A 22,025-nucleotide genomic window follows, 5' to 3' on the forward strand; every position below is an offset into this window, starting at 1 on the left:
TCCATGCGTCAACAATGGAAATTAATTTTAGGAGTCTGTGCAGTTATTTTAGTGGTGGTTTTTGCCCTACAAAACGTTAACAATGTGCAGGTAACCTTCCTCTTCTTCCAAGCTCAGATGCCTATGGTCTTAGTCTTATTGATTTCGATTCTCTTTGGGCTCTTAATTGGTTTCTTGTCTTCTTTATCCAGTCACATGGCTAATCGTGCCGCTATCAAGAACTTGAATAAGGAGCGCGAAGCCCTTAGTAAAGAACAGTCTAGTTTTGAAACAACTAAGGCGGAATTAGAAGCCCAGTATCAGGCCAATCTTGAAGAAAAGAATCAAGAAATTGCCAATCTTCAAAAAGCCTTGGCTGATTTGAAGGCACAAGTAGAGGCTGATTCTCAAAGCCAAGCGCAAGAAGAAGAGACCAGTGACTTAGAGGCTGATTTGGACCAATCAGCTCAAGAACTTGAAGACAGTGTGGATGAATTTGAAGAGAGTTTGCAAGATGATGAGGATCCTCAGGTTTCGAGGGGGTAGAGCATGAACTTGACACACTATGAGTGGCAATACCGAAGCTTGCCGGACGATTGGCAAGACAAGGTGGCTGAATGGCAGCAAGCCGGTTTAGGCTATAGTGACACTTTTCTGCGGCTATGTTTGGCGCGTGGACTTGAGACTTTGGAAGAAATCAAGAACGCGACTAATCAGATGCCCCAAACCTTCCACGATGCTTTCCTACTTTATGACATGGAACGCGCTGTGGAAAGAATCCAGGCAGCCATCGAGGACCAAGAAGTCATCTTAATTTACGGTGACTACGATGCTGACGGCATTACCTCAACCTTGATTCTCTATGAGACCTTGGAGATGTTGGGTGCGCGAGTTATTTACTATGTGCCCAATCGTCTGGTAGATGGTTATGGGCCTAATTTGGCTCGCTACCAGGACTTTGTCAACCAAGGTGTTCAGTTGATTTTGACTTGCGATAATGGGGTGGCAGGTTTTGAAGCCATCAAATGGGCTATGCAAGCTGGTGTGGATGTCATTGTAACAGACCACCATGAGGTCCAAGCCACCTTGCCTTCAGCCTATGCTGTGGTTCACCCCAGACATCCACAAGGCCATTACCCCTTCCCAGATTTGAGTGGGGCAGGGGTTGCCCTGAAGTTGGCCACAGCCTTATTAGGCGAAGTACCAACTGAGTTAGTGGAATTAGCTGCCATTGGGACAGTCAGTGATGTAGTCTCCCTGCGTGACGAAAATCGGACCATTGTTCTGAGTGGTCTCCAGCTTATGCGCGATACCATGCGTATCGGGTTGCGATTAATGCTGGAAGAAGAGCAAGTCGATATGGAAAACATGACGGCCGATACAATTGGTTTTACCATTGGGCCTCGGCTTAATGCTATTGGCCGTTTAGGCGATCCGACGCCAGCCTTGGAACTGCTCAAAACCCAGGATGAGGAAGAAGCCCAAGAGCTATTAGCCTTAATTAACGAAAAAAACCAGGAACGTAAGGACCTGGTGGCTAAGATTATGGATCAGGTCAGCCAAAGACTGGGGCAGGGGCCGATTCCTCATATTATTATTGAGTCAGATCCTAGCTGGCCAGCTGGAGTTGTTGGGATTGTGGCCGGTCGCTTGAGCGAACACTACCAGCGTCCAGCCCTCATCTTCCAGTATCAGGCAGATGAAGGTCAATATAAGGGGAGTGGGCGTTCAACAGAAGCTGTCCATCTCTTTGACTGGTTGACCGATATTAAGGAGCATCTTGCTCAATTTGGTGGTCATGCCCAAGCAGCAGGTATGACCGTTGCCCAAGATCAATGGCAAGAATTTGTCTCAGCCTTGCAGGCCAAGGCCCAAGTTCAAACAGACATTGGGACCAGGAAAGCGCCACTGACCATTGATTTATCTTTAAAGTTAGGGGAAGTAGGGACTGATTTCATTCAAGAAGTTCAGTTACTGGGTCCTTTCGGCATGGATAATGATAAGCCTGTCTTTGCCATTGAGGAGGCCAAGATCAACCAAATGCGTTTGATTGGGACTAATGGCCAGCATGCTAAGCTAGTCCTAGGCCAGGATGGGCAAGAGCTTAATGCTATCGGTTTTGATTTTGCTGATCGCATGCGAGATCGACAAGTGGGAGATAGTCTGACAGCCGTAGGCCATTTGGATTTGAACAAATGGCAAAATCGAATCAGCCCTCAGCTACTCCTGTCTGATATTGGGGTCTCAGGTGCTGCCTGGTATGATTGGCGGGCAAGTGGCCAACAAGGTCGTCTCTGGCAGCTGGATCAAGTGGTCTATGTATGTCAGCGCGAGGCAGTTAAGGCTCAAGTTTCTTCTCGCCTTCAGCCTGGCTCTGGCCTGATGACCTACCAAGAAGCCCAAGAGGCCAATCTAGCCAATTATCAGGGGCTTGTGCTTTTAGAGCCACCCAAGCAAATGTCGGACTTGGACCAGATAGTGCTTAGTCAGGATTGGCAGGCCTTCTACTTGGTGCTCTATGCCAAAGAATCCAAATATTTGGCAGGTCTGCCACAAAGGGCTGACTTCGCTAAACTTTATCGCTGGTTAGTCAGCCAGGAGCCCTTCAATTTGCGGGCTAGGTTAGCAGAAATCAGCCAAGGACTGGCCATTAATCCAGTTCAACTCAAATTAATGTTTCATGTCTTCTATGAAGCAGGTTTTGTATCAATTGAAGAGGGGCAAGTGGCAGTCCAAGATGCTAGTCGTCATCAGAACACTAACTTGGAAGAAACTGCTGCCTACCGGGCTTATCAAGCCGCTATGGACAGCGAAGAAGCCTTAGTCTTTGCCACCCTCGAACAAATAAAAGAATATGTTAAAAAATTAGGAGTTAAGTCATAATGGAATTGAAGAATTATATTGCTAAAGTCATGGACTATCCAAAAGAAGGGATTGTTTTCCGTGATATTACCCCTCTCATGGCAGATGGCCCGGCTTATCACGAATCAGTTAAACAATTAGTAGACTACGCCCGTGAATTACAAGTAGATGTGATTGTAGGTCCAGAAGCGCGAGGTTTTATCGTGGGCTGTCCAGTTGCCTATGAATTAGAGATTGGGTTTGCGCCAGTCCGTAAGAAAGGTAAATTGCCTCGTCCAACAGTTGATGTGGACTATGAATTGGAGTATGGTACCGCAACTTTAACTATGCATGAAGATGCTATTAAACCAGGCCAACGTGTCCTCATTACCGATGACCTCTTGGCAACAGGTGGGACCATTAAGGCTTCCATCGACCTAGTTGAAAAATTAGGCGGCGTTGTCGTTGGTTGTGCCTTCCTAATTGAACTCGTTGACTTAAACGGGAAAGAAAAATTAGCAGGATATGACTACAAGGCTTTAATGCAATACTAAAAGCATCAAAAATATGCCCCCAGTCATAGACTGAGGGCATGGCTATAATAGACTTAGAAATAACGGTAAAGGGAGACAACCTTACCTAGGATGGTCACCTGAGGCAAAATGATATCGTCCATATGGTCGTTTTCTGGTCGTAGGATGACGTGATCGGATTTCTTGAAGAAGGTCTTACAGGTGGCTTCATTATCCTCGGTCATGGCAACTACGACATCACCATTATTGGCGCTTGCTTGACGGCGGACCGTGATGTAGTCGCCATCTAGAATGCCAATATTAACCATGGACTCACCCTTAATTTCTAGCATGAAGAGTTCGCTAGGTTCATAGCGCTCTAAGCCAGGTGGAATAGGGTAGTAATCTGTGGCATGTTCGATGGCCAGAATAGGCGCACCAGCAGCAACTTGACCTAGCAAGGGAATTTGTTGGGGTTGGATGCCCAAGGCTTCCTGAGCTAGGGGAGAAAGTTCGATGGCCCGGGTCTTGCTGGCGTCACGAATAATATAACCAGCCCGTTCTAAACGTGCTAGATGGCCGTGTACAGTTGAAGTAGAAGCAAGTCCTACTGCTGCACCGATTTCCCGCACAGTAGGGGGATAGCCGTTGGCTTCAATGGCCTCATGGATACATGAGAGTATGGTTAATTGTTTAGTGGATAATGTCGTCATGTCCTCACCTTCCTTATATCTTAAGCCTATTATAGCATACTTATCAATCGAAATGCAAACGAATGTTCGTGGAGGTGTCTAATGTTATCACAAGAAAAAATTGAGCGCATCAATGTCTTAGCTCGTAAGAAGAAAAGTGAGGGTTTAACCCCTGAAGAAGCCCAAGAACAAGCGGCTTTACGCCAAGAATACTTGGCTAGCTTACGCCATGGCATGCGCAATCATATTGAAGGTATGAAGATTGTCGACCAAGAGGGGACCGATGTGACCCCTGACAAACTCAAACAGATTCAAAAAGAAAAGAAAATTCATAACCGTCATTTAGAAGATTAGACTAGGCTTTTGACGGAAAGTTGTGTAAAATAGAAGAGTAATATGAAAAGAAAGTGAGGAGAAGGCAGTGCAAACATGGATTTGGTTAATCATTGTCGTAGTCGCCTTAATCGGCGGATTTGTTGGTGGCTTCTTTATGGCGCGCCGTTACATGATGAAATACTTTAAGGAAAACCCACCAATTGATGAGCGCATGATTACGCAAATGATGGCTTCAATGGGTCAAAAACCATCTAAGAAGAAGGTTCAACAAATCATGGCCCAAATGAAGGTTCGTCAATAATCAAGAGAATCAAAGTCCGCCTAATGGTGGACTTTTTCTTATCCAGGCGCTTTACTTACAGATGAAAAGTCCTAGCAAACGTGGTACACTATAAGAGTATTGAAAGTCAAATTGAGGAGGAAGCTCTATGTCTATTATCAAGGAAAATTTCGACAAACTCATTGCTGAGAAAGAACTACCAGCTGAATACTTGGAGATTGAAGGAGGCCACCATCTCTACCGTTTCCGTTTTGGTGTAACCCCAGTTCGGGACTTGATTGTGGAAGTCATTGTTCAAAATTCAGACTTACCATATTGTGATGCTCAAGTCATCTACCGTCACGTTCACATGTTGAAAGACTATAAGCAACGTGCGCAAGCCTTGGAATTGATTAACGAATTAAATGAAACTCGTACTGGTTATTTTGCCCTTTATTTAGCGGGCGATGGGGAAATCTTCCAACGTAACTTGATGCGGGCTAGCGTGGACCCACAACCGCTCTATGAAACCATTGTCTATGGTTCAGCTATTGCGAAGGATATGGTAGAAGCCTTAACTGCTGGTTTAGGACCTTCTGCTGAGGTGTAAAACTTCATGCTGACGTCTTTTGTTCGCTCCAGTCAAGGACAAAGAATCCTGTCTGGCCTTGTATTATGGCTTTCAGCCCTTTGTTTTGCAGTTGCCCTCAACTTGTTCTATGTCCCTAATCTGATTTTTTCTAATGGCGTGCCTGGTTTGGCGCAAATTATCTTGGCCGTCTTCAAGGATACTCCCTTAGCTAATCTCTTAACGGCCGGTAATCTCTATTTTATTCTCAATATTCCCTTGATGATTTTGAGTTGGCTCTATTTGGGACGGCGCTTTTCTATCTTAACCGTGACCAGTATTTTCTTGTCCACCTTGGTTAGTAACTGGGTGCCGATTCAACAGGTGACCGATAATACCCTGTTAGCTGCCATTGCAGGTGGGGTAATTTCGGGTATAGGGGTCGGCCTCTTGATTAAGTTTGGTATGTCCAGTGGTGGCTTTGATATTATTGCCCTCTTGATTGCTAAGAAAACAGGACGCAATGTCGGTTTTATGTCCTTTTTGACCAATGGTTTGGTCATAGTAGGAGCTGGTTTCCTCAATAGTTGGGAATATGCTCTCTATAGTTGTATTGCCATCTTTATTGCGGGGATGGTCATTGATGCTATCCATACAGGTGAGCAACGTTTGACTGCTTTTGTGATTTGCCAAGACCCTAACCAAGTGGTCAAGGCCATCCAGGAACGGGTCATCCGTGGCGTCACTCTCCTAGAAGGGCAGGGCGCCTTTTCGCATCAGCCCAAGCAAGTCCTAATGGTAGTCTTAAGTCGTTATGAACTCTATGATTTGCAGCAAGCAGTGCTTTCAGTTGATTCCCAGGCCTTCATTAATGTGGTCCAGTCCACCATGGTGACCGGTAATTTCTTAAATCGAGAGCAACAGGCCGACTTTAGAAAAGAATCAGTTGTTTAATGATCAAATCCCTTCTGATAGTTTCAGAGGGGATTTTTAGTTTAAATCGTTTCAATCAGAGGCAGAGTTTGTTATAATATAGTGGAATTTGAAGACAGGAGGGCTTGGCATGGCTGACTTAAGTAAGGTACCTGCGCACGTTGCGCTCATTATGGATGGGAATGGCCGTTGGGCTAAGAAACGCTTCCTACCTCGGGTAGCAGGACACAAAAAAGGTGTCGATACCATTAAGAAAATCACCAAACGTGCCAATCAACTGGGCGTTAAGATGCTGACGGTCTATGCCTTCTCAACTGAGAACTGGAAACGACCTGAACAAGAAGTCAGTTTCTTGATGAAGTTGCCTAAGGAGTTTTTTGCCAAGTTTGTGCCTGAGTTATTGGAACAGAATGTGCGGGTAGAGACCATTGGTGACTTGGAAGGCCTGCCAGAAGCCACTCGCAAGGTCCTCAAGCAAGCTATTGCCGATACGGCTCATTGTACTGGCCTGATTTTGAACTTTGCCATCAACTATGGCTCTCAAGACGAACTTTGCCATGCGGTTCAGACTTTAGCCCGTCAGGTAGCTAGTGGGACTTTGAAGCCGGAAGACATCACCCCTGACTTAATTGGCCAAAATTTGGAAACTGCCAAGTTTGGTTCATTAGCCAATCCGGACTTGATTATTCGGACCAGTGGGGAAGAGCGTCTCAGCAACTTCTTACTCTGGCAGGCGGCTTATAGTGAGTTTTATTTCACTGAACGTCTATGGCCTGATTTTGATGAAGGCGATTTTGACCAGGCCCTAGCGGTCTACGCCAGCCGACAACGAAGATTTGGAAAGGTGTTGGATACTGAATGAAAGTAAGAGTAATCAGCGCCCTGGCGGCCTTAGCCGTCCTGATTCCGGTTGTGGTGGTAGGGGGCAAGGTCTTTACGGGCATGTTCTTAATTTTAGGGATTATGGCCTTATTTGAACTAGCCAATATGAAGAAGATTGAATACTTTAACTTGGTTGGGGTCATTGCGACCATTGCCGTAGCCCTTATGATTCTGCCCAGTAACTATCAATCTGCCTTGATCCCAGGTCTGAAATTTACCTATCTCTTCTATATTTGCTGTATGTTACTTTTGGTCCTAACGGTCTACGAGTACAAGACCTTCAACATTGAAGAAGCAGCTCTTTTGATTTTTGGCGCCCTCTATATAGGCTATGGCTTCCGTTACTTGATTGAGTTACGACAAATTAGTTTGGACTTAGTTATTTTCCAATTTGCGATTATTTTTGCGACCGATTCTGGGGCTTATATCGTTGGCCGACGTTTCGGCAAGCATAAGCTAGCGCCTCAATTGAGTCCTAATAAGACCATTGAAGGTTCGCTAGGTGGAATTGTCAGTGCGGTCGTCATCGCAGTGCTCTATAATTACTTCTTCGATCCACATTTAGGGGGCTCAGAGCACTATATTTTACTGGCCATGGCCTTGTCAGTTTTAGGTCAGCTAGGAGATTTGGTAGAGTCAGCCTTTAAGCGGCATTTTGGGGTCAAGGACTCTGGTAAGTTCCTGCCCGGCCATGGCGGGGTCTTAGATCGCTTTGATTCAACCCTTTTTACCAGTTTTCTACTCATGACCTGGTTTAACTGGTTAAAATAGTCCTCGTGTCAACCAAACTCTATCTTTTGAGTTTGGTTGACTATTTTTGCATTATGAGCCTAATTAGGGTATATTTAAGAGGTTAAGTTAAGCAAATTTTTTTGAATTGAAATAGATAAAGGAAGTTGACCATGCAAGCATTGATTGTCTTTTTACTTGTTTTTACCGTGATCGTAAGTATTCATGAATTCGGCCATTTTTACTTTGCCCGTAAGGCTGGTATCCTGGTGCGCGAATTTGCCATTGGGATGGGGCCTAAGCTCTTCAGCCATCAGGGCAAGGACGGCGTACTCTATACCATTCGCATGATTCCCCTAGGAGGCTATGTTCGTCTAGCAGGGCTAGGTGAGGATCAAGATGCAGTTCAAGCCGGTATGCAAGTAGGCCTTGTCTTGAATGAAGCCGGGCTAGTGACCCGCATTAATACCTCGAAAGTGGCCCTTGAAGACGAAGTACCCGTGCAAGTGGATCAGTTGGATTTAACAGATGCCATGACTATTACAGGCTTACCGCTCGGCAGTCAAGACTTGGTAACCTATCAAGTTGACCACAAGGCCCGCATCATTGAAGCAGACGGGTCTAGTATCCAAGTGGCGCCGCGTCAAGTCACTTATGGCGCCGCTAAGCCATGGGCTAAGTTCATGACCAATGTAGCGGGACCGATGAATAACTTTATTCTTTCTATTTTGATCTTTGTTGTGGTGGCCTTTGTCCGCCCAGGTGGAGTACCGGTTGAGGCCAATGTCTTAGGTTATATTGAACCAGATTCGCCTGCTGCTCAAGCAGGGCTACAGTCAGGTGACCGGATTGATGCCATTGGGGAAAGCAAGGTTTCCAACTGGCGTCAAATGGTGCAAGCTATTCAATCCAAGCCAGGTCAAACGGTAGATTTCTCAGTCCATCGTGGCGACCAAGACTTAACATTACCAGTTGCTATCCGGGCTGACCAAGTGGATCAAGCAACGATTGGGCGAATTGGCGTAGCGCAACCAGAGACTCAAGATCTCTGGGCAAAGATTGCTTATGGCTTCACCGCAACTTGGTCTCAAATCACGGGTGTAGCTGCCGCTATTGTGGGTATCTTCCTTCGTGGACTCAACCTCAATCAGTTCGGTGGACCTGTGGCAATTGCTCAGATTACCTCTAAAGCAGCTTCTGAGGGCTTTATGCCAGTGCTGTTCCTAACCGGCTTGCTGTCAGCCAATATTGGCGCCTTCAACCTATTACCAATTCCTGCCTTGGATGGAGGTAAGATTGTGCTTAATGCCATTGAGGGTGTGCGAGGTAAGCCTCTATCTCAAGAAAAAGAAGGGATTTTAACTATCATTGGGGCCCTAATCTTAGTGGCCTTTATGCTGGCTGTCACCTGGAATGATATCAGCCGACTCTTCCAACCATAATTTTGAGTAAGAGATCTACCGAGTGTAGGTCTCTTTTTTAGCATTGCCCTCAGGTGATTTTAAAGGGGGCGTATGCTATAATAAGAAGGTATGCAAATCACCGTGGACGGAGGGAACTTATGGCCAAGAATCGCCAATTATTTGAACATCTATTGGACCAAATTGGGCTGCAGGACGCAGACATGCTGGCCCAACTGGCCCAGACTCAGATTGAATCGGTTAAGGTTCACGCTAAATCTGGGGAATGGCATTTTACCTTAAGTCAGGTGGAACGCCTCCATCCCCACGTCTATGAAGCCCTTATGCACCATATGCGTCTAGCCTTCGAGGGCATTGCCAAGACTGAAGTCTGGTGGAATTATCAAGCACCGACTAAACTAGATGAGAGTCAAATGCTTGATTACTGGCAATCCATTTTAGGGGTAATGGGACAGGAATCGAGCTTTATTAAGCGCGCTTTGGCCAATGCCACCTATCAGGTCAAGGATGGCCAAATCCAAGTTGGCTTGGCGACTGAAGATCAAGTTCAGGTGGTTAAAACCCGCTATGACCAAGCCTTCAAACTCAAACTGGCCCAAAACCAATTGAATGACTGGGAACTAGTCTATCTGGTAGATGATCAGGCCAGCGAGCAGGCTAAGCTTCAGGCTCAACAACATCTAGCCTCTGAGGTGGAGCGCGATCGGCAAGAACTGGCTCAATTAGAACAACGACGCCAAGAACAAAGCAAGGTGGTCGTAGAGAATACAGACATTCCTCAAATTGGTAAGGACATTCCGGATACGCCAGCCATTTCAATTCAGGATGTCTACGACAATCCCTTTAATCAGATCATTGAAGGTTATATTTTTGACTATGAAGTCCGCGAGCTCCGCTCAGGTTCCCAGCTCATGATTATGAAGGTGACCGACTATACTTCCTCCATTACGGCCAAACTAATGGCGGGGCGTAACATTAAGAAGGAGTCCTTTGGCCTCTTCAAGAAGGGGGATTGGGTCCGCCTAGAAGGTAGCCTTAAGGCCGATAACTTCACGGGAGAGATGGACTTCTCGCCGCGTAGTATTCGCAAAATCTCCAAGGCCGCCCGCCAAGACCAGGGAGTGGACGGTGCCAAACGGATTGAGCTCCATTTGCACTCCAATATGAGCCAAATGGATGCCACCAACAAGGTGGGGGATTTGATTGCCCAAGCAGCTGCCTGGGGCCATTCAGCTATTGCTATTACCGACCATGCAGGCGCACAGGCCTTTCCTGATGCCTATGCGGCAGGTAAGAAACATGGCATTAAGGTTCTCTATGGGATTGAAGCTAATGTGGTTAATGACGGTGAGCCGATTGCCTATAATCCGCAAGCCATTGACTTAGATCTGGCGACCTATGTTGTCTTCGACGTGGAGACCACGGGTCTGTCTTCTGTTTATGACCGCATCATTGAGTTAGCAGCGGTTAAAATGAGGAATGGCGAGGTGATCGATACTTTTGAAGCCTTTATCAACCCAGGTTACCATTTGTCGGCCATGATTACTGAATTGACCGGGATTACGGATGCTATGTTAGCCGATGCGCCGCCAGAAGCAGAGGTTATGGCGCGCTTCGCTGAATTTTCCAAAGATACCATTCTCGTGGCTCACAATGCCAGCTTCGATATGGGCTTCTTGAATAAGACCTATGCGCGTCTGGGCATGCCAGTGCCTGATCAGCCCGTCATCGATACGCTGGAACTGTCACGTTTGGTTAACCCTGACATGCGCTCCCATCGTCTCAATGTTTTGGCTAAGCATTATGGCGTGACCTTGGAGCAACACCACCGGGCCGTTTACGACTCTGAGACAACCGGTTATGTCTGCTACAAGCTATTGGATCAAGCCAAAGAACAATATGGCATGGTCCGTCATGAACAGCTTAACGAGCAAGTAGGGAAAGGGGATAGCTATAAACAGGCTCGACCTTTCCATGCCACTTTGATTGCTAAAAACCAAGAAGGGCTTAAAGATCTCTTTAAGTTAATTTCAGCCTCCAACGTTCAATACTTCTTCCGCGAACCTCGTATTCCGCGTAGCTTGTTGACCAAGTATCGGGACAATCTCTTAGTTGGGACAGCTTGTTCCAATGGGGAAGTCTTTACTGCCATGATGCAAAAGGGCTACGATGAAGCGGAGAAACTGGTTGATTTCTATGATTACATCGAGCTCCAACCTAAGTCTGTCTATGGCCCCTTAATCGAGACGGAATTAATTCGTAGCGAAGCTGACTTAGAAACCATCATGAAAGAGATGGTCCGTCTGGGTCAAGACAAGAACAAGCTAGTTGTGGCGACAGGGGATGTTCATTATTTAGAACCTAAGGACGCTATCTACCGCGAAATTCTCTTGCGTTCCATGAAGATTAATGCCAACCGGACCCTGCATCTGCCGCCTGTTCATTTCCGGACGACCGACGAGATGATGGCAGAATTCGACTTTTTAGGACGGGACTTAGCCTATGAGCTAGTCATCACCAATCCTCAGAAGATTGCGGATATGGTAGAAGAAGTCGAAGTTATCAAGGACAAGCTTTACACGCCAAACATTCCTGGCGCCAACGAAGAGATTACGGAACTCTCCTATACACGGGCCAGAGAGCTCTATGGCGACCCTCTGCCTGAGATTGTAGAGAAGCGGATTGAAAAGGAACTCAAGTCCATTATTGGGAATGGATTTGCGGTTATTTATCTGATTTCACAGAAATTGGTACACAAGTCAGTGTCTGACGGTTATCTCGTGGGTTCCCGTGGTTCGGTGGGCTCTTCCCTAGTGGCGACCTTGACGGGTATTACCGAGGTTAACCCATTGGCTCCACATTATTATTGTCCAAACTGCCAATACTCAGAGTTTATTGCTGACGGTTCGGTTGGTTCGGGTTATGACCTGCCAGCCAAAGACTGTCCTCACTGTGGCCACGCCCTTAATAAGGATGGGCAGGATATCCCATTCGAAACCTTCCTTGGTTTCTATGGTGACAAGGTACCTGATATTGATTTGAACTTCTCTGGGGCATATCAACCGCGCGCCCACGCCTACACCAAGGAACTCTTTGGTGAAGACTATGTCTATCGGGCAGGAACTATTTCGACGGTTGCGGAACGAACTGCCTTTGGTTATGTTAAAGGCTATCTAGAGGTAGCCCAACAATTCTTACCACAAGCTGAAAAGGAACGTCTGGCTAAGGGGATTGAAGGGGTTAAACGGACAACCGGTCAGCACCCGGGTGGGATTATCGTAATTCCCGACTATATGGATGTCTATGACTTTACCCCAATTCAATATCCTGCTGATGAAGTGACAGCCGAGTGGCGGACTACCCACTTCGACTTCCATTCCATTCACGATAACGTTCTCAAGCTAGATATTCTGGGGCACGATGACCCAACCGTGATTCGTATGTTACAAGACTTATCGGGGATAGATCCTAAGACTATTCCACCGACCGATCCGGATGTCATGAAGATCTTTTCTAGTCCCGAAGTCCTAGGGGTAACACCAGAGCAAATCTTCTCTAAAACTGGTACGCTAGGGATTCCTGAGTTTGGAACAGGCTTCGTACGCGGTATGTTGGAAGAATCCAAACCGGCTACCTTTGCCGAGCTACTGCAAATTTCCGGACTCTCTCATGGGACCGATGTTTGGTTGGGAAATGCCCAAGAACTCATCAAGAATAAGATTGCGCCACTGGCTAAGGTAATCGGCTGTCGTGACGATATTATGGTCACCCTGATTTACTATGGTTTAGAGGATGGCTTAGCCTTCAAGATTATGGAGTCAGTCCGTAAAGGGAAGGGGATTCCAGAGGATTGGCAGGCAGAAATGCGGGCCAAGAAGGTGCCTGAGTGGTATATTGATTCCTGCTTGAAGATTAAGTATATGTTCCCTAAAGCCCACGCAGCTGCCTATGTCCTCATGGCCTTGCGGGTTGCTTATTTCAAGGTTCACATGCCTATTATGTACTATGCTGCCTACTTCTCAGTGCGGGCAGATGACTTTGACATCGTGGCCATGCACCAAGGAAAGGAAATGGTTAAGCGCCGTATTCGCGAAATCAATGATAAGGGCTTTGATGCTTCAGTCAAGGACAAGAACCTCTTAACGGTCTTAGAATTGGCTAATGAGATGTTGGAGCGTGGCCTTAGCTTCCAAATGATCAGTCTAGAGAAGTCTGATGCCGATTGCTTTATCATTGAGGGCAATAGCTTAATTCCACCTTTCCGAGCTGTACCTGGTTTGGGTGCCAACGTGGCCCAACAGATCATTAAGGCGCGTCAGGAAGCACCGTTCTTATCTAAGGAGGACTTGCAGAAACGCGGTAAGGTCTCAAAGACCATTCTTGATTACTTAAGTGAACAAGGTGTCCTTAATGGCCTGCCTGACTCAGATCAACTTAGTCTCTTTTAATGCATGACAACGTCTGCCTAGTGGCAGGCGTTTTTTACTGTTTTGACACCTGCTTGTAATATAGGCAGATGTTCTCCTTTCTAACTTTGCTATCCTTTAGTCGTCCTATCTGCAATTGTCTATCACTATATTTAATCTGTTTTAGAACAGCTAACTGGCTATTAACTACTAGAAAAGCGATGTGAAAGGGGATTCGCTTAAGTGGAACGTTCGTCTTTTTTATGGCGATGCCTTTTAGTTTTAGATATATAGGAGTAAATCTAGTCTATTAATGAGAAACTATCTCACAAATCCTAGTATAAAATTTACAGCAAGTAATAGGTGTTTAAGTTACAGCTTGTTTCCTTCTAAGTCTATGATTAAGTCTTAGAAACCTTGATATATAGAGTATAGTAAGGCTTTTTTACAGGTGTTAAGTATGTTTCAGTCTAGTGAAGAAAGCCCTGATGGCATTGTGACATAATAAATTTCTAGATATAATAGAAGCATAACTTAAAAAACATTGGAGGTTTTATAATGAAGCACACCAATACGGTTTATCGCTATGCGATCCGTAAGCTCAAAGTCGGCACTGCTTCAATCGCAGTAGCGGCCTTGATGTTCCTGGGTTCTGGAAATAACCTAGTCAACGCGGCAGATTTGAACCAAGAATCAGCTTTCGTTGCCAATGCAGGTTCATCAGAAATCGAGCAAATAGAAGAGAAGCTTCCGAGTCAAGAGCTCCCTAACTCTGACTTAGAAGTGGACACTAAGGCACTGGAAGCAGACAAAGCGCCTGTTACTAATACCGAAGCCGTTGAAATCAACACCCCCCTTCCGGTAGAAGAAGCAGAATCCATTGCCTCTGAACTAGCTAATTTAGACCTACCTGAGGATGTAGAATCACAAGATTCAGCGACTCAAGAGGCAACAATTAAGGCTTTGGCTAAGGATGTTTCAGATGCAAAAGAAAATCCAGCAGAAGAAGCAACTAGTTCAGACCAAAAGGCTTCCCTAGCAGAAGCAGAATCAACGGTTGCTAAACAAGTGGCAGTGGTTAATGGCGCCAATGAGACGGAAGAAGTTAAACCATTGGCTAATGCTAACAATACTTCTGATAACAAGCTAGTCTTGCCTCCTGGCTTTACGCCAGATTTATTTAAGGAAGGGGCCTATACAGCCAGTCAAATTGACGCAATAGCTAAACCAGGTCGTGCCCTTAACACCTATAAGTCTAATGAAGCAGACAAGAATCGCATTGTCGACGTCAACAACTTGACTGAGGAACAACGTAAGGAGTTATCTCTCTATATTGCCAACTTAATCAACCCAATCCGCCAACAATTTGGCAAACAACCTTTTAAGGTAAATGCGGGTTCATTGAACGCGGCGCAGAAGGTAGCTAATGCTTACCAAGAAGATAACTGGTATGCTTGGACTAATAGCCATGATGTCAATGCAACGACACGTGCCTTGGCTAATGTGGCCAATGGTTGGGGTGAAAACTTAGCGACCATTAGTCCAAATACGACGACCATGGATTCGCTTAAGCAACAATTCCATTACCAAACGGTTTGGATGCTTTTTGATGATAGCCATGCCAACTTCGGGCACGCAAGAAACTTCTTGCTCTTCGAAAACCCGTATGGTAACCATGATGTCTACCTAGGGGTTGCGACCAACCGTGCGGGTGCAAACGACAGTAGCAAGTATGGTACCCAGTACTATACCATGTTCGCACCAAAAGATGGCGCGACAGAGTTTACGCCTGGTAATGACTACTCGAACGATAGTCAACCAACGCAACCGACTGAGCCAACTCAGCCAACGCAGCCGACAGAACCGACTCAGCCAACGCAACCGACTGAGCCTACTCAGCCAACGCAACCAACTGAACCGACTCAGCCGACACAACCGACTGAACCAACTCAGCCAACTCAGCCGACAGAACCGACTCAGCCGACACAACCGACAGAACCGACTCAGCCGACACAACCGACTGAACCAACTCAGCCGACACAACCGACTGAACCAACTCAGCCGACACAGCCGACTGAGCCAACTCAGCCGACACAACCAACGACTCCGACAGTTCCAACCCAGCCAGAACAACCGAACAAACCTGGCAATCATAATGGAACAGGTCTGAACGACAAGCAAGACCCAAGTCAAAACGATGGGACTAGCCAAATTCAAGGCCAAAACGATCCAGCTGATAAGGCGACTTCTACCACTCCGAACATGGTAGCGCCGAAAGCAGGTGAGGCTCAAGCAGATGGCAAGCAACTGCCAGATACAGGTGAAAGCTCCAACCTCATTATTATTGGAGCGGCCATCATTAGTGCCTTAGCAGGTCTTGCGCTCATGGCCTTACGACGTCGTAAAATCTAATACGTCGTAAAATCTAATATTGAGAAAAAGACAGCTTTTTGGCTGTCTTTTTTCTTTTCAAACGCGAATGTTAACAATATGTCAGACAGGTAAAGTTTGAATATTATATCGGTTTTTTGGTGGGTTTTATAGCCAGAGATTGCTATAATAGGAAACAGAATACAAGAACAATAGTAAGGAGGTTAGCCCAATGAAAGAGATGAACAAGCCTTATGCCATTCGTAAATTAAGCATGGGAATAGTGTCAATTGCAGTTGCTTCCTTTATTTGGTTAACTTCCTTAAGTCATCAGACGCATGCTCAGGAGCAGAAATCTGCCTACACTTCTGGGAATTCTTCCGACCAAGGTCAGACTACAGGTCTGGCTGAGTCTGTGGGAAGTATAGAAGCAAGCGATAATTCAAGCAGTGATAGTCAAACTCAAATGAACCAAGCTTCTTTAAACTTACCTGAGGGTTATACCGAAACAGAACTTAAGCAGGCTAGCCCTAATTTAAGTCAGAATGGTCAAAGTGCCTTAGAAGGAAATAAATCCTACCAACCTAGTCAAGCTGAGACAGAATCTCCAATATCCCCAGAAGGGCTCCAACCAAAACAAGCATTAGAACTAAGCCAATGGCTAGCTAAGCTGATTAATCCTATACGTATTAGCTGGGGCCATCAAGCCTATCAGGCTGATCCTAGCTTGCAAGCTGCTAGTCAAACCTTGTCAGACCGTTACCAAGCCCAGAATTGGAATCCTATTACACAAGGACGTCAAACTCAGTTAGAGCAAGATAGTCTAGGCGAGCTATCAACTTCTGTCAAACACTACTGGTTGAACTTTAAAACACCAAAGGCTATTGAGAATCTAGGACAACTAAAGCAAGCAATCCATCAACAGCTTTTGAGCGTCTTATTCCAAGGTCAAGCCGATAACTATCAAGCTGCGCGATATTTATTAAGTTTAGACAGTGCAGTTGCCAGCCGTCGACCTAGCCTGGCGCTGACCCTAAACAAGGCAGCTGGCACAGACCAAACCAGTGAATACCTCATGTCATTGACATTTCTAACGCCGCTAAAAGAGGCTGGGCCTGTTCAAACCGATGACGCTTCTGATTCAAGCCAATCTTCTGATTCAAGCCAATCTTCTGATTCAAGCCAATCAGAACTTCCAGCTAATCCAATCATTCCGCAGGATCCTGTTCTTCCGATAGACCCAATTTATCCACTAGACCCTGTCTTACCAGCTGATCCGGTTAGTCCACCAGACCCGGTGTCACCTCAACCGGAGCCACCACAAGAACCTAATAAGCCAGAGCCAAGTCAAGCGCCAGATCAGTTAGGTCAGGATCAAGTTCAAGACCAAACCCCTTACCAGTTGGATCAACGTCCGCGTCGAGACTTGCCTAGCCTAGTGGAAAAGGGCAATCTTATGGCACAAAAACAGCAAGCAAGTAATGAATCGCTTGAAGAAGAAGAGGAATCTAGTTCAAGCTCGACTCAGGTTTCGCATTCTTCGTCTGTTAGTGCAAGTTCTTCAGTGGAAATGTCAGAGCGTCATACAGTAAGTAGCTCAGAACCTGATTTGACAAGTTCTGGCGAAGATGATGGCTATTGGTTACTTCTTGGGGGTGTGTCTGCAGTAGCAGCAGCTGCTGGGCTTATCTACCTCAAGCAAGTTGAAATCAGAAGACGTCAGGGATAGAACAAGCATTATTTGACTAGAGAGTAGCTACTTTCTAGTCTTTTTTAGAATGACTTGTAGCTGCTTGGTAACTTTGTTATAATGATACCAAGATCTATGAAATGAGGTATAGGGTATGAAGCCTAAACTCGCATTCCTTTTTATGTTGTTAGGCTTAGGAATAAGTCATCCTTTGTCAGTTATCCAAGCCAGCGAAAGTAGTGAAATAAGTACTAGTGCAGTGAACAATAGTCAAGACGAATCTCCGTCTAAGGAAAAGGGCTCTCGTCAAAATCCTATCCCGGTAGGAGAGGTCTATGATTATGTAAAAAAATCCCGCGAAGGGGCAGAAAGCCATCTTTCCTTTACCATTCTGGAATCTTGGCGAGGAGCGCAAGCTGAGAAACAATTGCAGAAACTTGCGCCATCCTATCAAGCCACTCGTCAGCCTTTAGATGACGACCAAGAGTTGCTCTTATTGCATCTAAAACTAGCTTACAAGTCGGGCGATGAAAATCACGAAGAGCATACCAACGCCGGTATCATTAATCCATTTTTTGATTTGTCTGCGAGCGGGATTCCAAATGAATATGTTGCCGACTTGCCAGACCATTTGGCCTTTGATATGTTGTCTTTATATCCTGGTAATGAGCATGATGGCTATTTGGTCGCAATTGTTCCCAAAGATACTCCGCTTATTTTTAGTTATTTCAAGGGCGGTCTAACTGATCGAGTTTTCTTCCAAGTAGAGAAGGGACAAGACACTACAGTTCCTACTAAGGAAGTCCAATCAGAAACTCCTGAACAAGCACAATGGGGAACAAAGGAAAAGCCAGTTCCTTTCACAGAAACCAAGCCAATTAACTACGTCGTTCCCTATGAGGCTAGTGATAGTGGTTACGGTATCCTCGCTATATCTCACAGGATAACCGTTTTAAATGCTTGGCGTGGAGATCAAGCTAATCAAAAGGCTATGGATTTACTTAGCCCGGATGATTACCAACACATGGCTGATGATATGAAGTCAGACCAAGAATTTTTAGTTTTACATATGGAGTCTAGCTTGGCGCCAACTCTCGAAGACAAGTTGTTTGAGTCCAGTCCAAGTAAAAGTTATTTATCCTTAGTGGATAGTCAAGGTCAAGACCATGTCTTTAAGGGATTCTACCAATTTAAGAAGGCTAGAGACCAATATGAATTGCGTTATATGCTGGGTGGAGGAAGTGTAAAAGGCTATGTCATTTTACCTGCACCAAAAGGGGAAAATCTGCTCTTAAAGGTTAAGAACGAATTTGCCAATAAGGAGATCTATTTCGAGATAGGCTCTAAAAATCCATAGGATGCTGACAAGTAAGTTGACTTTCAAGTTATAGAAGGAGGAATTCAATGTCATCACATCGCCAAGCTGATTACAGTCGCGCTGTACTAATTATCTTGATTTTAGTGGCTGGGATCGCAATGTTGGGGCTCGGCTTTCTCCTTTATCAAGCCATGACGCAAAGTCCTAAGGAGCCTGAAGTTTCAAGCTCAGTCTTGGTATCCAGTCAGGAATCGGAGGCCTCGAGCAGTCTATCAGTCGCGTCTACAGAGAGCCAGTCTGTCGCATCTAGTCAGAACGAGTCCCTGTCTGATAAAAATCAAGCCGTCCAGGCTGCTTTTGCTAGTCTATACGAGTCTAAGGAAATAAAGCATGCCTATTATTTCCAAGAAGTGACGCCAAATAGTCAAGGGGCTGCCTTGGTGAGTCAGTCAGGGCCTATCAAATCGGCTAGCATCATCAAACTCTTCATCATGCAAGTCCTGTTAGAGGAAATTAAGGCTGAGCGCTTGAGCTGGCAAGAGATGATTACCATGATGGCTGAAGACCAGGTAGGCGGGACAGGCAATCTTCAAGCGGCAGAACCTGGTACTTCCTATAGCCTTGAGGACTTGGCCTTAGAAATGTTAATTCATTCGGATAATACCGCAACCAATCTGATTATCGAGCGTCTAGGTGGCCTATCTGCGGTTCAAGCCAAGATCCAGTCCCTTGGCTATCAAGATACTCGTTTGCAGCGCTTGATGATGGACCAAGTCGCGATTGCTGAAGGCAGGGAAAACTTCACCAGTGCGCGTGAAGTCGGTCAGCTCTTAGCCAAGCTCTATCAGCATAAACTAGTAGGGCAAGCCCAAGATCAAATTTTCTTAGATTTTTTAGCCCAACAAACAGATCGGCAAGGGGTGGTAGCGACACTTCCTCAAGGTGTCATCAGCTATAATAAAACAGGAAGCAACTCAGCCCAGGGCTTACAACATGATGCGGCACTTGTTCAGCTAACTAATCAATCAGCCTATGTATTAGTGGTGTTGCAGGAAGGTCCAGGTGATGGCGACTTGTTAAAGCCACTCCAAGAGATTGGCCAGCGGGTCTATGAGCTTATGAATGACTAAAAGACTGGGCTCAGCGAGTTAGTCTTGAACTTATGAGCAAGCAAGTGCTAGAATTTCAAGTTTTTTCAAAAAAGGCTTGAGATTTATAAAGTGTTCGTGCTATAATACTTGAGTACTGTTGAGGTATCAGCAAGAAATGATTTGAGGAGGTTGTGACAATGCGTGTTAACATTAACTTAGAATGTACAGAATGCGGCGATCGTAATTACTTAACTAACAAAAACAAACGTAATAACCCAGATCGTTTAGAAGTAAAAAAATACTGCCCAAGATTGCGTAAAGTAACTTTACACCGTGAAGTGAAGAAGTAAGGCGCGGCATAAGATACAAGCCACAGCTCGTAGTACTGACTACGAGCTGTTTTCTTACTATTTGTCCAGAAACTATATTACGTTTAGATGACAAGCACAATCATAAGTTGAAAATACAGGAAAACGCTTGATATAATAGATTAGCATTAGTGAAAGGAGGGGAAATAAAGTGCAAAAGGTCAATAAATTAGGACAAGCCATGCGGTCACCACGCTATTTCCCCTTGCTAGTCTTGCTAGTCATTCTGACCCTATCTAGCCTGGTGGTTTTCTGGGTTCAAACCTCTAGTCAGTTAACCATTCAAAATGCTAGTGTGACCCTGCGACAAGCACCAGATACCAATTCCAAGGCTATTAGTGCTATTAGCAAAGATCAAGTAGTCCATGTCATTAAGAAGGAAGAGAACTGGCTTAATGTTCGCTATCGTCAACGGGAAGGTTGGCTACCCCAATGGCTATTAGACCAACCAAGTCTGTCATCTGACCAAGGCTTGACAGCACAAGTTAAGAAAACTACGCCTTTCTACCAAAGGGCATCCACTTCGAGCGCCAAGATTCGGGATTTGACCGAAGGCTACCAGTATGATGTGGTCAGTGAGTCTAAGGGCTGGACTGAATTGATTGTCAATAACCAACCGGGCTATGTAGCGACGGCTGATTTAAACCTTTCTACCAAGGAGCAAATCCAAGCTCAACAGGAGACCATCCGGCCTGAGGATATTGACATTACCAATGCCCAATATATTCAAGTTCGGTCAGAAGGTCAGGCCTTCCACAGTGAGCCAAATCTTGAGAGCACGCCTTACTACAACCCAAGCTTTAATCAACGATTCAAATATCTAGGAACGGTTAATGGTGACGACGGGACAGAATTCTATCATGTAGAGGACCAAAATGGCCAACGTGGTTATGTAGAATCTCGGATTGTGGCCTTTGAGGATGCGTCTAAAGACCATGTGGATGGGCCAATTGCACGTTCGCTCAATGGCGCAGTTATCTTAATTGATGCCGGTCACGGCGGTAGTGATCCAGGTGCCATAAGTCAAGATCCTTATGCTCAAGAGAAGGCCGTCACCTTGGCTGCTTCGAATGTCTTAAAAGCCAAACTGGAAGCTCAAGGCGCGGTTGTCATCATGAGCCGTACTACCGACACAGATGTCAGCTTAGAAGAGCGGGCTCAGCTAGCTAATCAGGAAAAAGTCGATGCCTTTATCAGTATTCACTTTGATGAGGCCAGCAGCAATATCGCCTCAGGCATTACGACCTACTACTATCATACCCAAGATGAATCTTTGGCTAATTTAGTCAACACAGAATTGGGTAAAATTCAACTCAATAATCAAGCTGTTGGTAATAACGGGGTTCACTTCGGGAACTATTATGTCTTAAGAGAAAATCATCAGCCAAGTCTGCTCTTAGAATTAGGTTACATGAGTAATAAGGACGACTTGAAACTGATTCAAAATTCTGGCTACTACGATGCAGTTGCGGAGGCCATTGTTAAGGGACTGGAGCAGTATTTAGAATCTTCATCTAGCTCACAATAGGCTTGACGTATGGAATAAAACGCGGTAAAATACAGAGAAATAAGCAAAGAAATCGATGACGTAGACAAGTAGAGGTTCTAACATCAGAGAGTGTTCCCTAGG

18 protein-coding genes are annotated in these 22,025 nt (G+C 45.5%); 17 read left to right on the forward strand and 1 reads right to left on the reverse strand.

Going from position 1 to position 22,025, the window contains the following annotated elements; all coding sequences use genetic code 11:
* Window positions 1-3 precede the first annotated feature (3 nt).
* The 3 genes from GCWU000182_RS06485 to GCWU000182_RS06495 are packed head-to-tail and all read left to right on the forward strand — an operon-like array spanning window position 4 to window position 3,374.
* A complete protein-coding gene (locus tag GCWU000182_RS06485; protein WP_023392011.1) occupies window positions 4-525 on the forward strand; it encodes a LapA family protein in 522 nt (173 codons plus the stop codon).
* A gap of 3 nt (window positions 526-528) precedes the next feature.
* Window positions 529-2,862, forward strand: a complete 2,334-nt coding sequence (gene recJ, locus GCWU000182_RS06490) for a single-stranded-DNA-specific exonuclease RecJ (protein WP_023392012.1) — start codon at window positions 529-531, stop codon at window positions 2,860-2,862.
* Window positions 2,862-3,374, forward strand: coding sequence for an adenine phosphoribosyltransferase (locus tag GCWU000182_RS06495; protein WP_023392013.1), 513 nt, complete (start codon window positions 2,862-2,864; stop codon window positions 3,372-3,374). Before recJ ends, GCWU000182_RS06495 begins: the two co-directional genes overlap by 1 nt.
* Window positions 3,375-3,427: 53 nt before the next feature.
* Here the strand turns inward: GCWU000182_RS06495 and lexA are convergent, their stop codons facing one another.
* Window positions 3,428-4,045, reverse strand: coding sequence for a transcriptional repressor LexA (lexA, locus tag GCWU000182_RS06500; protein WP_023392014.1), 618 nt, complete (start codon window positions 4,043-4,045; stop codon window positions 3,428-3,430).
* A gap of 81 nt (window positions 4,046-4,126) precedes the next feature.
* Between lexA and GCWU000182_RS06505 the strand changes: the two genes are divergently transcribed.
* The 14 genes from GCWU000182_RS06505 (at window position 4,127) to GCWU000182_RS06570 (ending at window position 21,923) form a co-directional block, all read left to right on the forward strand.
* Complete coding sequence (locus GCWU000182_RS06505) at window positions 4,127-4,378, forward strand: DUF896 family protein (protein ID WP_023392015.1); 252 nt, start codon at window positions 4,127-4,129, stop codon at window positions 4,376-4,378.
* 67 nt (window positions 4,379-4,445) lie between these two features.
* Complete coding sequence (locus GCWU000182_RS06510) at window positions 4,446-4,661, forward strand: YneF family protein (RefSeq protein WP_023392016.1); 216 nt, start codon at window positions 4,446-4,448, stop codon at window positions 4,659-4,661.
* A gap of 127 nt (window positions 4,662-4,788) precedes the next feature.
* Window positions 4,789-5,229 carry a hypothetical protein gene (locus tag GCWU000182_RS06515; protein WP_023392017.1) on the forward strand — a complete coding sequence of 147 codons (441 nt, stop codon included), beginning with the start codon at window positions 4,789-4,791 and terminating at the stop codon, window positions 5,227-5,229.
* A 6-nt stretch (window positions 5,230-5,235) separates the two neighbouring features.
* Entirely contained in the window at window positions 5,236-6,141 is a 906-nt protein-coding gene (locus tag GCWU000182_RS06520) for a YitT family protein (RefSeq protein WP_023392018.1), read from the forward strand.
* 109 nt (window positions 6,142-6,250) lie between these two features.
* Window positions 6,251-6,982 carry an isoprenyl transferase gene (locus tag GCWU000182_RS06525; RefSeq protein ID WP_023392019.1) on the forward strand — a complete coding sequence of 244 codons (732 nt, stop codon included), beginning with the start codon at window positions 6,251-6,253 and terminating at the stop codon, window positions 6,980-6,982.
* Window positions 6,979-7,773, forward strand: a complete 795-nt coding sequence (locus tag GCWU000182_RS06530; RefSeq protein ID WP_023392020.1) for a phosphatidate cytidylyltransferase — start codon at window positions 6,979-6,981, stop codon at window positions 7,771-7,773. Before GCWU000182_RS06525 ends, GCWU000182_RS06530 begins: the two co-directional genes overlap by 4 nt.
* 131 nt (window positions 7,774-7,904) lie before the next feature.
* Window positions 7,905-9,173: an RIP metalloprotease RseP gene (gene rseP, locus GCWU000182_RS06535; protein ID WP_023392021.1), complete on the forward strand. Its 1,269-nt coding sequence runs from the start codon at window positions 7,905-7,907 to the stop codon at window positions 9,171-9,173.
* 119 nt (window positions 9,174-9,292) lie between these two features.
* Window positions 9,293-13,600: a PolC-type DNA polymerase III gene (locus GCWU000182_RS06540; RefSeq protein ID WP_023392022.1), complete on the forward strand. Its 4,308-nt coding sequence runs from the start codon at window positions 9,293-9,295 to the stop codon at window positions 13,598-13,600.
* Between the two features lie 516 nt (window positions 13,601-14,116).
* Window positions 14,117-15,970: an SEC10/PgrA surface exclusion domain-containing protein gene (locus GCWU000182_RS09650; protein ID WP_023392023.1), complete on the forward strand. Its 1,854-nt coding sequence runs from the start codon at window positions 14,117-14,119 to the stop codon at window positions 15,968-15,970.
* Between the two features lie 190 nt (window positions 15,971-16,160).
* Window positions 16,161-17,657, forward strand: a complete 1,497-nt coding sequence (locus tag GCWU000182_RS09655; protein WP_023392024.1) for a YSIRK-type signal peptide-containing protein — start codon at window positions 16,161-16,163, stop codon at window positions 17,655-17,657.
* Window positions 17,658-17,772: 115 nt separating this feature from the next.
* Window positions 17,773-18,975: a hypothetical protein gene (locus GCWU000182_RS09660; protein ID WP_023392025.1), complete on the forward strand. Its 1,203-nt coding sequence runs from the start codon at window positions 17,773-17,775 to the stop codon at window positions 18,973-18,975.
* 47 nt (window positions 18,976-19,022) lie between these two features.
* On the forward strand, window positions 19,023-20,066 hold the full coding sequence (locus GCWU000182_RS06560; protein ID WP_023392026.1) for a serine hydrolase: 1,044 nt from the start codon (window positions 19,023-19,025) through the stop codon (window positions 20,064-20,066).
* Between the two features lie 158 nt (window positions 20,067-20,224).
* Window positions 20,225-20,377, forward strand: a complete 153-nt coding sequence (gene rpmG, locus GCWU000182_RS06565) for a 50S ribosomal protein L33 (protein ID WP_035364257.1) — start codon at window positions 20,225-20,227, stop codon at window positions 20,375-20,377.
* Between the two features lie 169 nt (window positions 20,378-20,546).
* Window positions 20,547-21,923, forward strand: coding sequence for an N-acetylmuramoyl-L-alanine amidase (locus GCWU000182_RS06570; protein ID WP_023392027.1), 1,377 nt, complete (start codon window positions 20,547-20,549; stop codon window positions 21,921-21,923).
* Window positions 21,924-22,025 lie beyond the last annotated feature (102 nt).

This window comes from Abiotrophia defectiva ATCC 49176 (assembly GCF_000160075.2).
Classification (GTDB): Bacteria; Bacillota; Bacilli; order Lactobacillales; family Aerococcaceae; genus Abiotrophia; species Abiotrophia defectiva.